The 11,757-nt window shown below is 70.5% G+C and carries 6 protein-coding genes; 2 read left to right on the top strand and 4 right to left on the bottom strand.

Annotated elements, in window-relative coordinates:
- Positions 1-32: 32 nt before the first annotated feature.
- Both OG395_RS32265 and OG395_RS32260 read left to right on the top strand, forming a co-directional pair.
- Positions 33-2,366: a bifunctional glycosyltransferase/CDP-glycerol:glycerophosphate glycerophosphotransferase gene (locus OG395_RS32265; protein WP_327246061.1), complete on the top strand. Its 2,334-nt coding sequence runs from the start codon at positions 33-35 to the stop codon at positions 2,364-2,366.
- A gap of 57 nt (positions 2,367-2,423) precedes the next feature.
- Positions 2,424-4,628 carry a bifunctional glycosyltransferase/CDP-glycerol:glycerophosphate glycerophosphotransferase gene (locus OG395_RS32260; protein ID WP_327246060.1) on the top strand — a complete coding sequence of 735 codons (2,205 nt, stop codon included), beginning with the start codon at positions 2,424-2,426 and terminating at the stop codon, positions 4,626-4,628.
- A gap of 86 nt (positions 4,629-4,714) precedes the next feature.
- On the opposite strand, the gene OG395_RS32255 is transcribed toward OG395_RS32260, so the two are convergent.
- The 4 genes from OG395_RS32255 to OG395_RS32240 all read right to left on the bottom strand — a co-directional run bounded on the left by OG395_RS32255 (position 4,715) and on the right by OG395_RS32240 (position 11,742).
- Positions 4,715-5,089 (bottom strand): hypothetical protein, encoded by a 375-nt coding sequence (locus OG395_RS32255; protein WP_327246059.1) that lies wholly within the window; start codon positions 5,087-5,089, stop codon positions 4,715-4,717.
- Positions 5,090-5,171: 82 nt separating this feature from the next.
- Positions 5,172-6,689, bottom strand: a complete 1,518-nt coding sequence (locus OG395_RS32250; protein WP_327246058.1) for a bifunctional glycosyltransferase/class I SAM-dependent methyltransferase — start codon at positions 6,687-6,689, stop codon at positions 5,172-5,174.
- Between the two features lie 30 nt (positions 6,690-6,719).
- Positions 6,720-7,961, bottom strand: a complete 1,242-nt coding sequence (locus OG395_RS32245; protein WP_327246057.1) for a hypothetical protein — start codon at positions 7,959-7,961, stop codon at positions 6,720-6,722.
- Between the two features lie 238 nt (positions 7,962-8,199).
- Positions 8,200-11,742: a bifunctional glycosyltransferase/CDP-glycerol:glycerophosphate glycerophosphotransferase gene (locus tag OG395_RS32240; RefSeq protein WP_327246056.1), complete on the bottom strand. Its 3,543-nt coding sequence runs from the start codon at positions 11,740-11,742 to the stop codon at positions 8,200-8,202.
- Between the last annotated feature and the right edge of the window lie 15 nt (positions 11,743-11,757).

The raw sequence follows: 11,757 nt of genomic DNA, 5'->3' as shown, positions 1-11,757 counted from the left end.
GCCCGCACCAGCGAACGACCCATGGATGTGTTGTGCCCCGGTTCAGTGTCATCGTGCCCGCGTACCAGGTTCAGGCGTATCTGGACGAGAGCCTGGACTCGGTGCTGACCCAGTCCTTCGAGGACTTCGAGATCATTGCGGTCGACGACTGCTCCCCCGATTCCTGCGGCGCGATCATCGACGGGTTCGCCGCACGCGACAGCCGGGTACGGCCCCTGCACCTGCCGGAGAACGTGGGTCTTGGCCTCGCCCGCAACGCCGGGGTCGCGGAGGCCACCGGCGATTATCTGATCTTCCTGGACAGCGACGACACCCTCGCCCCCGGCGCCCTGCGGGCCATCGCCGACCGGATCGCGGAGACCGGTGAACCGGACCTCCTGGTCTACGACTACGCCCGGACGTACTGGACCGGCGAAAGCGTACGCAACACGTTCGCCGAGCATCTCACCGAGACCGGCCCTGCCACGTTCACGCTCGCCGACCGGCCCGGACTGCTGAAGGTCCTGATGGTCGTCTGGAACAAGGCGTACCGCCGCGCGTTCGTCGAGGCCGAGGGGTTCACTTTCCCGCCCGGCTACTACGAGGACACCCCCTGGACCTACCCGGTGCTGATGGCCGCCGGTTCGATCGCGGTCCTCGACCAGGTGTGCGTCGGCTACCGGCAACGGCGTCAGGGCAACATCCTCTCCACCACCAGCCGCAAGCACTTCGACATCTTCGACCAGTACGACCGGGTCTTCACGTTCATCGACGCCCGCCCCGCACTCGCCGCGTGGCGGCCGGTGATCTTCCGCAGGATGCTCGACCATTTCTCGACGCTGTTCACCACCCGCGGCAGGCTGCCGCACGGCAGCCGCACCGAATTCTTCCGCCGCGCCCGCGCCCACTGCGCCCGCTACCGCGCCCCCGGTGCCCCCGCCCCGCGGCGCGCCCGGCTGCGCCACGGACTGATCCGGGTCGGCGCCCATCGCACATACCGCGCCCTGTGGTCCGCGAAGCTGCTGCGTGGGCGGCTGCGCCGGCTCACCGGGGCCGTGCGCCGGGTGGCGCGGGCCGCCTCGCTCCAGGCCTATTACCGCATCCAGCTGCGGCTGCCGGTCCGCGCGGACCGGGCGGTGTTCGCCGCGTACTGGCACCGCGGCTACGCCTGCAACCCGGCGGCGATCGAGGCGAAGGCCCGCGAACTGGTGCCCGGGCTGCGCACGTCCTGGATCTGCCGCCCCGAGGACGCGCACACCGTCCCCACCGGGACCCGTCCGCTCGCCCCGGGGACGTACCGCTACTGGCAGGCTCTCGCGCGCTCGAAGTACCTGGTGAACAACGTCAATTTCGACCGGCGGCTGGTGAAGCGGCCCGGCCAGGTGCTGCTCCAGACCCATCACGGCACCCCGCTGAAGACGATGGGCCTGGATCTTCAGGACCGTCCCGCGGCGGCCCGCTCCATGGACTTCGAGCGGCTGCTCGCCAACGTCGACAAGTGGGACTTCTCCCTCTCCGCGAACCGGTACTCCACCCTCGTATGGGAGAAGGCGTATCCGTCGGGATCCGCCGGCTGCACAACGCTCGAGTACGGCTATCCGCGCAACGACCTCTTCCAGCGGGCCACCGCCGCCGATGTGGCGCGGCTGCGCGAGTCGATCGGCGTCCCCGAGGGCGCCACCGCCCTGCTGTACGCCCCCACCCACCGCGACTACCGGCGCACCCAGCACCTCGGCCTCGACCTGGAGCGGGTGGTCCGGGAGCTCGGTCCGGACTTTGTGATCCTGACCCGCGCGCACTACTCGTACGAGGCTCCGCTGGTCCGCGGGCCGCACCCGCGAATCATCGACGTCAGCGGTCATCCGTCGGTCGAGGCGGTCGCGCTCGCCTCCGACGCACTGGTCACGGACTACTCGTCGCTGATGTTCGACTACGCCAATCTGGACCGGCCCATCGTCATCCACAGCAGTGACCGGGAGGCGTACGAGGCGGCCCGCGGCACCTATTTCGACCTGCACTCCTGCCCGCCGGGCGCGATCGCGCACAGCGAGGACGAGCTGCTCGACATCTTCGCCACCGGCCACTGGCGCGGCTCCCGCTCCGCGCAGCTGCGAGCGGCGTTCCGGGCGCGATTCTGTCCGTACGACGACGGGCACGCGGCGGAGCGGGTGGTGCGCCGGGTCTTCCTGGGCGACACGGACGTGCAGGTGACCGCGGTCCCGCCGGCGGAGCAGCGGCCGATGCCCGTCGTCGTACCCGCGCCCGCCACGGAACCGGGTTCGCCGGCCGTCCCCACTGCGGCGGGTTCCGGGACCGTTCGGGCGGACCGGCAGGCGACGCCCACCGAGCGCGGCCTCGCCGGGGCGCAGTCCGTCAAGGGGACCTGATCGCCCTCTCTCCTCCCAGCTTCGCCCCGCTGTGCCAGTGACCGAGAAAGAGCGTGTATGCCCCGGCTGAGTGTCATCATCCCCGTCCGTCGCGCCCGCGGACATCTGCGCGAGTGCCTGGAGTCGGTGCTCTCGCAGTCGTTCACGGACATCGAGGTGATCGGTGTCGATGACGGGGCGCCGGACGGCTCGGGACTGCTGCTCGACGAGTTCGCCGCCCGGGACGACCGGGTGCAGACCGTCCACCTCCCGGCGGACGAGGGTGCGGGCGCCGCCGGTCGGCGCAACGCCGGGGCGGAGCGGGCGGTCGGCGACTACTTCCTCTTCCTGGAGGGGAACTTCGTCCTGTTGCCGGGCGCGTTGCAGGCCGTCGCCGACCGGCTCGATGCCACGGGCGACCCGGACCTGCTGCTGTTCGGCCACCATAAGCGGCCGTTCCGCGGCCGCCCCCAGCCGACCCGGTCGCTGGAGTTGCTGCGCGGGCTGCCCGCCGGCCGGCTCACCCTCGCCGAGCACTCCGGGCTCCTCGACATCGCCCCGGTCTCCTGGAACCGAGCCGTGCGCCGCACCCTCCACGAGTCGGAGAAGCTGGCCTTCGGGCCGGGACAGCACGGAGAGCGGATGTACGCGCTCCAGACGCTGGCCACCGCCGCATCGGTCGCCGTTCTGCCGCTCGCCTGTGTCGAACACCGCCGGCAGCGCTATCTGCCGGACCTCGCCGACAAGTCGGAGCCGACGGACGGCACGACGCCGCTCCAGCTCGTGGAGGCGTACGCCGAGCTGATGACGTTCCTCGGGGACCGGCCGGTGCTGCACCCGCTGCGCACCCTGCTCTTCGACCGGGCCGCCCAGGAACTCCTCGGCGGATATCCGTCGGTGAAGCGGCGGCGCAGGCGACGGTACGTACGGTCCGTGGCCGCATTCCACCGTACGCACCGGCCCGAGGGGCACCGGTTCCCCGGCGGCGCCAAGGGGCTGCGTCCGCGGCTGATCGGCGCCGGCCGGTACGTGGCGCTCGGCGCCCTCGACGCCGTGCTCGCCCTGCGCCGGGGTGCGCGCTCCGCACCCGCAGCACTCCGCGCACAGGCCAAGGGCAGGCTGTCCGCGCGCTACTACTGGTGGCAGCGCAGGCGCCCGCTCGACCGCGGGCTCGCCGTCTACGCCGCGTACTGGAACCGCGGCGTCAGCTGCAATCCGGAAGCGATCTTCCGCAAGGCCCAGGAGCTGGCTCCCGGAGTGCGCGGGGTGTGGGTGGTGTCGAAGAACCAGGTGGACGCGGTGCCGCCCGGCATCGACCACGTGGTGCCGGGAACCCGCCGCTACTGGGCGCTGCTGGCCCGTGCCACGTACTTCTTCAACAACGTCAACTTCCCCGACCACCTGGCCAAACGCCCCGGCCAGATCCATGTCATGACCCACCACGGCACCCCACTGAAGATCATGGGTCTGGATCAGATGGAGTATCCGGCGGCGGCGCAGGGCCTGAACTTCGACCGGCTGCTCCAGCGGGTCGACCGGTGGGACTGGAGCGTCTCCGCCAATCCGCACTCCACGGAGGTGTGGGCCCGCGCCTACCCGAGCGCCGCGCGGTCGCTGGAAACCGGCTACCCGCGCAACGACGTCCTGACGACGGCCACGGGCGCACAGATCGCGAAGATCCGGGCCGGGCTCGGTATCCGGCCCGGGCAGCGCGCCGTGCTGTACGCGCCGACGCACCGCGACTACGAGGCGTCGTTCACCAGCCGGATCGATCTGGAACGGCTCGCCGATGCGCTCGGCCCGAGCACCGTGATCATGGTCCGCGCGCACTACTTCTACGACGGTGCGGGGCTGCCGGACCGTCCGACGCTCCTCGATGTCTGCGACCATCCGCGGATCGAGGAGCTGTGCCTGGCGGCCGACGCGCTGGTGACGGACTACTCGTCGGTGATGTTCGACTACGCGGCACTGGACCGCCCGATCGTGGTGCACGCCCCGGACTGGGAGACGTACCGCACGGTCCGGGGGGTCTGCTTCGATCTGCTGTCCGGGGCGCCGGGCGACACTCCCGGGGCGGTCTCCACCAGTACGGAGGAGCTCGCCCGGATCCTCCTCGACGGCAGCTGGGACAGCGTGGAGAACGGGGCGCTGCGGGCGGCGTTCCGGGCGCGGTTCTGTCCGTACGACGACGGGCACGCGGCGGAACGGGTGGTGCGGGCGGTGCTGCTGGGAGAACCGGCGGCGCCCGGCGGGCGTCCGCCATCGGTCACCGGACGGGCTTGATCGTCCCGCCCGGCAAGGAGGTCCCTCCCATGCCCTTGAGGCTATGGGGGAGATCGATGGCGCGCACCCGGCCCCGGGGATGCGCCTCAGCGTTGCTGGCCCGCCATAACCGTGGCGAGGCCGATGACGACAAGCAACGAGCCGCCCCAGGTCCACATCGAGGTCCGCTCGTGCAGCACCGTCGATCCGGCCATCACGATCAGCAGGTAGCCGAGCGCGTTGAACGGGTACGCGATGCTGAGCGGCACCTTGGCCAGCGTCGCCATCCAGGCGAGCGCGGAGACCGCGAAGACGACCAGTCCGAGGACGACCCACGGGCTGGTCGCGGCGCGGATCACGAGCGATCCGCCGTCGCGCCCGGCCGCCGCCGCGGCGCCCTTCATACCGTGTTTGAGCATGATCTGGCCGCCCGCCGACGCGAACACGGCGAACAGGAGCAGCGCCAGACTGGGCAGGGTCAAGGTCTTGCTCCTGACTGCGGGGGCGGGCGGCGGCCCGGGAGCGCGTGAGGGGGCGGGCACGGAGGCGGCGGGAGCCGCGGTCTCAGACCCCGACCCGGTCGGCAGGGACGTACTGTCGGTTGAGGATGTCCTGAACATCGACGTGTTCTCCAGCGATGATCGTCTCGGCCGCATGCGGGGTGAGCAGTGCGACGTGCTGATAGCCGAACAGCGTCGGCCGGATCCGGGTCAGCAGCTTCGAGAGCCCGCTGAGGATCGCGGGAAGGGGTCCGCGGCCGCCGAGCAGGGACCAGAACGGCGCCCCGGTGGAGGCGATGTCGAGGACGTCGTAGCCCGCGTTCCGGACGGTGCGGCGAAGGCTGGCCCGGGTGAAGAAACGCAGATGCGTTTCGTCGAGGATGCCGCGCCGGTCGTAGTCGAAGATCCCGAGCGCGACCCGCAGCCGTGAGTACCAGTGGCTGAAGTTCGGTACGGAGAGAAGTACCTGGCCGCCCGGCCGCAGCACGGTCGCCACCTCGGCGAGGACGCGTTCGGGGCGGGAGAGGTGCTCGATGACATCGCCGGCGACCGCATAGTCGAAGTCGACGCCGATCTCGGCGGGCAGCCCCTCCTCCAGGTTGGCGAGATGGAAGTGTGTGCACTTCTCGCGGACCCCTGGCACCTCGATGTAGTCGACGCCGGTCACCTCGTGTCCGAGGGCTTCGAGGCGCTGGGCGAACAGCCCGCCGGAACAGCCGAGATCGAGCACGCGGCCGGGCGGGAGCGCCCGCATCTTCTCCAGGATGACGGCGTGGGAGGAGCCGTCGCCCTCCTTGAAGGCGTACTCGACGGGCTTGGGGATCCAGGCGCAGGTGCCGAATCCCTTGACGGCGAGGCGGTATTCGAGGACGTCCTTGACGACGTCCTTCGCGTACTTCATCCCGTTGACGTAGCAGATCTCGTCGCCGTAGTACGTCGGTACGGGGATCTCCTTGATCCGCATTCCTTCGTTGAGCAGCTGGACGATGATCTGCGTGTCGAAGTCGAACGCGTCGGTGTTCCGGCCGATCGGCAGTTTCTTGAGTGCCGCGACGCTGTAGGCACGGTAGCCGGAGTGGAATTCGGTGAGCTGCGAGCCGAGGAGCCCGTTCTCCAGCCGGGTGAGAATGCGGTTGCCGAGCCATTTGTACATCGGCATGCCGCCCTTGAGGGCGCTGCCAGACTTCATCATCCGCGATCCGAACACGGCTTCGCATTCGCCGCGTTCAATGGGGTCGACCATGTCGGGAAGCAATTCGGGGGCGTACTGTCCGTCGGCGTGCAGCAGCACGATGATGTCGAGTCCGTGTTCGGCGGCCAGCGCGTATCCGGCCTTCTGGTTCCCGCCGTATCCGAGGTTCTTGGTGTGCCGCATCACGACGGTCCTGGGCATCCCCTCCGCCTGGGACCAGCGGCAGCCTGCGGTGAAGGTCGCGTCATGGCTCGCGTCGTCGAGAATGAGGACCTCCGTGATCCGGGACCGGAAATCCTCCGGAATGCGGTCGAGGGTGTTCTCCAGCGTCGTCTCGGCGTTGTACGCGACCACCAGGATGCCGATCCTGGGGCTGGTGCTTTCCTTCACGGGAGGTTCTCCAGTTGTGCTCGGGTGTGGTCAGTTGACGGCGGAACCGGACGGCCGTGAGGCGCGGGGCGCCGTGACCGACGCCCGTTCGGCGGAGGTCGGCGAGGGCGCGTCCGGCGGGGCGGCGAGGATCTTGCGGACGCCGCTGACCAGTCCGATCGCAAGGACGAACCACCCGGCGGCGCCGAGCTGCAGCACCGTTTCGCTCCAGCGCACGGCGGAGCGTCCCTGGTAGCCGAGGACGGCCGTCCAGCCGAGCAGGCAGCTGTACGCGAGTCCCTCCCAGAACCCGATGACGAACATCGCGGCTGCCGCCCAGGTCAGGTACTGGAGGGCGGAGGCGGTGGAGAGGAGGAGCAGCAGGCCCATCGTCACGGCGACGACCCCGGGCAGCTGCGCGGGCCGCACCCAGGCCAGCCAGACGCCGACGGCCACACAGATCACCACGAAGAGGAAGTGGCCCTCGCCACGGATGAAGGCGATGAACGGCTCCGGCAGACCGAGCACATCGGCGAACCGGACGAGCCCCCAGAGGCGGTAGTTGCCGCCCGCGTACTCCAGGACGTTCTCCTTCAGGTTCTCCGGCACGGTCACCAGGACCGGCCCCCAGACGAGGGCGATCAGGGCGGTGAACCCCGCGGTGAAGCGGACGAACACCGGCCGCCCGCCGCGCAGCGCGACGACGAACAGCGCGGGGATCACCACGACGGGGACGAACTTGACGCTGATGCAGAGCGCGGCGGCCACCCCCGCGGCCAGCGGCGCCTTCCGGTCGGCCAGCAGATACGCGGCGGCGAGGGCGAAGGTGACGGCGACCGCGTCGGTGTTGCCGTGGTACCCGGACGTGGCGATCAGTACGGGACTGAGGGCCACGCCCGTTCCGCAGGCGACCGCGGTACGGAGAGAGCCGCGCCGCCGGACGATTTCGAACACGACGAGCGCGCAGAAGAAGTCGGCGATCGAGGCAGGTGATCGGATCAGCGTCCCGAACGACATTCCGATTTCGGCGAGTTCATTCAACCCGAGAAGCATCCACCCGGCCAACGGAGGATGGTTGTAGACGGGCAGCCCGGGCAGCGGCTGCTCGTAAATGCGAATGGGGCCGTAAACGGTGATGGCCTTTGCGAAACCTTGGAAGATGCGCACGTCGGCGGGGCCCGGCGTGTTTGCGGCGATCAGCATTCTGACAAGCAGCCCGACGGCCGCGGCGACGAGCACGACGGCTCTTGCGCGTCGTACGCTCCAGGTGGCGCACCACATTCGGATACCCATGAAAACAGAACGTAGCAACCAGAGGCCGCTATGCAGCGCACCGATCAACATACTTAAGCGGGACGGGAATCAATTCCCTGCTCAACGGCACCCGCACCGGATGGCGCGAATCACTCGAACGGTTCATGCAGCCCGCATTCCCGCGAGCCCGTTCGCGTTCACCACCGCTTCACCCCGGGCCCGGTTCCGGGCCCCCACGGCGTACGGGGGCCGGGACCGGGGAACACCACTGCGCCGCCTACAGCATCCGGTCGACTACCCGCTGCGCCGCATGCCCGTCGTCGAGATCGCAGAAGTCCCGCCGAAATGCCTCGTACGCCTGCGCGTGTCCCTCGGTGGCCCGGACCGGATCACGCAGCGCCTCGACGAGGTCGGCGGAGTCGGGGATCAGGGGACCGGGGGCGCGGTTCTCGAAGTCGAAACAGAAGCCGCGCAGGGTGTCGCGGTAATGGGCCAGGTCGTACGTGTGGAACAGCATCGGGCGTCCGGTCTGCGCGAAGTCGAACATCAGCGAGGAGTAGTCGGTGACCAGCGCGTCGCTGATGAGCATCAGCTCGCCGACGTCCCCGTAGCGCGAGACGTCCCGCACGAAGCCGCTTCCGGTGTCCGGAAGCCGGTCGGTGACCAGATAGTGGCGACGCACCAACAGCACGCTGTCGGCGCCGAGTTCTCGTTCGGCGGCCGCCAGGTCGAGCTGAAGGTCCAGGGCATACCTCCCGCCGCCCTGCGGCCGGTCCTCGCGCCAGGTCGGCGCGTACAGCACGACCCGCCTGTCCGAGGGGATCCCCAGCCGCTCCCGCACCGAGGCGGCCACCTTGGTGCGGTCCGAGGCGTGGAAGAGGTCGTTGCGGGGGTAGCCGCACTCCAGCATCTCCCCCCGGTAGCCGAAGGAGCGCCGCAGGACGGGGGTGGAGAAGCTGTTCGGGGAGACGAGGACACTCCACTGCCTTGCGCGCTGTTCAATGCCGGCGATGTAGGCGGCGTTGGCCTGGGCGGTGCCCGCGAGGTCGAGACCGATGCGCTTGAGGGGGGTGCCGTGCCAGGTCTGCACGACGGTCTGGCCGTCGCGCCGTTCGAACCAATCGGGCAGCTGGGTGTTGGTGACGATGTGGCGGCTGCGGGCCAGCGCCTCGTGCCAGTCGGCGGAGCCGTGGATGACGGCGGTGGCGCCCGCCGGGATGCGGGCCTGCTGATCACGGACGACCCACAGGTGCTCGAACTCGGTGGTACGGGAAGTCAGTTCCTCGTAGATCGCCCGCGGTGAGTCGGAATACTGGCGGCCGTCGAAGCTGCTGTAGAGCACGGCGTCGCGCAGGGGTGCCGCCGTCCGCCGCCTTCCGTACGCCTCGCGCAGCAGCCGCTTGCCGCGGACGCCGCGTTCGGCGGCGCTGAGCACCGACGCGCAGTCGATGAGCAGCTGGTCGTGGTAGCGCCGCTCGATGACGTACCGACGCCCCGCAAGGGTTCGCGTTGCGGGGAGGGTGCGGTGGGCGGCGGCCGGGATGCGCAGCGGCAGGTCGAGCGTCTCGTCGGTGGCGCCCTTCTCACGGAGGAAGAGGTACCAGTGGCCCTCGCCCAGCGGCAGTGCCCCGCCGGGTGCCTCGACGGCGTCCGGCCGCAGCTCGGCCCGGAACCGGCGGGCCTCCGCGGGCCCGGAGAGGGCCACCGGGAACACGGCCTCCTCCCGGTGTCCGCTGTGCCGGGCGACCAGGTCGACGGGCCGGTCCGGGTCGTCGGGGAAGGTGCCCTCCAGGAGCAGCAGGCCGTCCTCGGTCCAGCTCGCCAGCTCGCAGGCGGGCTGTACGGTCCGGTCGCTGATCAGCAGATTGCCGCGGGAGCCGGCGGTGAGAGCGAGCTCCCGTCTGGCGCCGTCCGCGCCGCGCGCGACCGGGTAGCGGCCCGGCAGGACGGGTCCCGGCACATCGATCGGTGTCCGGCGGCCGTCCGGTCCGACGATGTGGAGGCTGTACGGGACGGTGCCCGCGCCCGTCGGCGGCCGGGCGTCGGTCAACGCGCCGAGCGGGATCTCGGCGGTGAAACGCCGCCAGCCCGCCGCCGACGGTACGGCGCCCTCGTGGACCGCCGCCGGGCAGTCGACGGAGGTGCCGGAGGGCCGGTGGGTGAGGCCGATCCGCAACGGGCCCGTGCCGAGGCGGTCGCGGATCATGCCGTCGATCACCACGGTGCGTGTCCCGTCGCCCGCGCCGCCCTCCCGGTGCGTTTCGAACCGGGCGTCGATCCGCTCGGCGTGCAGCACCAGCTTGCCGCTCTCGAAGGCGGGCACGATCCGGTGGTCGCCGTCCGGCCGGTGCACGGGCGGCGCCGCCGCCGCCTCGTCGGTGGAGACGTCGGAGCGGCGCAGCATCCCGTGGCCTGCGATGCCGATTTCGAGGCGCCAGGTGAGCCGTTCGGCAGAGCCACCGGGATCGATCCGGAGCCTGGCCGGGTCGACGACCGTCTCGAAGCCGGACCGGTCGTAGTCGTGCAGGCTCTGCCGGGAGCGTGCGGTGGCCTCCGGCTCGTCGACGGTACGCAGCCGAAGCGGCACCAGATGCCGTCGGCCGGCCCGCAGCCACCCCGCCCGGAACTCGCTGCGCCGCGAGGCGGCGGGCAGGTTGCGGATGTAGGCGTACCCCTTGAGGTGCAGTTTCCCGCCCCGCCAGTGCGCCTCGCGCAGCCGGGCGGTGAGCGGCAGGTCCTGGTCACCGACGCGCAGCACCGACCGTGGCAGGGGCCGGGTCAGTCCCGGGTACGAGGCGCTGCGGCGCCGCACGCCCCGTACGGCGAACGCGCCCGGTTCGGCCTTGTCGTGGGCGAGCAGCGCCAGCAGTTCGTCGGTGCGCCGCTCGCGTACGAGGTGCCACATCAGGCGCAGGCGCAGCGGCAGCCCGTCGAGGACGGTGGGGTCGACCTGGTCGGTGAACTCGTTGGCGTACGTGAGGAAGGCGCGGCGGTACTCGTCGTCGCCGTCGGGCAGCGCCTCCATGAAGTACCAGAGGTCGTTGGCGAGGACATGCGCCTCGTAGCGGCGCTTTTCGGCGGCGCTGCGGTGCTCGTCGAGGAAGGTGGAGACGCCCAGTACGTGCGAGGCCCGGTCCTGGATGCCGCGGACGACGGCGCGACGGGTGGTGATCGAGCCCGCCCGGTCGCGCCAGTGGTAGACGGGGTCCTTGACGACGTCGACGGTGCGGGCCAGGAAGTGGGCGGGAAGGACGACGGGAATGTCCTCGTAGAGGGCGCCGACCGGGAAGGCGAAGGCGTGCTCGTTCCAGAAGGACCGGCGGAAGACCTTGTTGCAGGCGATCCGGTCGGCGGCCAGGTCCCAGTCGCGGGAAATGTGGGTGCGCAGCCGGGTGCTCGCCATGGGTTTGCGGAAGTTGGGCGACTGCTGGAGCTTTCCGGAGACGCGCAGCCGGAGCACATTGCCGGACGCGAGGTCGGAGCCGGTCTCGTCGAGTGCGCCGACGAGGAGTTCGTACGCGCGGGGCGGGAGGATGTCGTCGCTGTCGACGAAGGCGAGGTAGCTGCTGCCCGGGTCGCAGTTGCGGACACCGGTGTTGCGGGCGTGCCCGAGTCCGCCGTTCTTCTGGCTGACCAGCCGGAAGCGGCTGTCCTGTGCGGCGAATGCGGCGGCCAGGGCGGCACTGTCGTCGGTGGACCCGTCGTCGACCATCACCACCTCCAGATCGGCCATGGTCTGCTCCGCGAGGGACTTCAGGCAGTCCGTCAGATAGAGCTCGACGTTGTGGACGGGGACGACGACACTGAGCCGTGGCGGCATGTTGAGCACGTCCGT

Source organism: Streptomyces sp. NBC_01320, assembly GCF_035974375.1.
Classification (GTDB): Bacteria; Actinomycetota; Actinomycetes; order Streptomycetales; family Streptomycetaceae; genus Streptomyces; species Streptomyces yanii.
The sequence above is the reverse complement of the archived record's forward strand: the minus strand, read 5'-3'. Positions and strand labels throughout refer to the sequence as shown.

What these genes read in the sequence shown, in the direction of transcription:
- OG395_RS32260 (WP_327246060.1), top strand. Translation starts at nt 2,424, where the DNA reads ATGCCCCGGCTGAGTGTCATCATCCCCGTCCGTCGCGCCCGCGGACAT.
- OG395_RS32240 (WP_327246056.1), bottom strand. Translation starts at nt 11,742, where the DNA reads ATGCCGCCACGGCTCAGTGTCGTCGTCCCCGTCCACAACGTCGAGCTC.
- OG395_RS32245 (WP_327246057.1), bottom strand. Translation starts at nt 7,961, where the DNA reads ATGGGTATCCGAATGTGGTGCGCCACCTGGAGCGTACGACGCGCAAGA.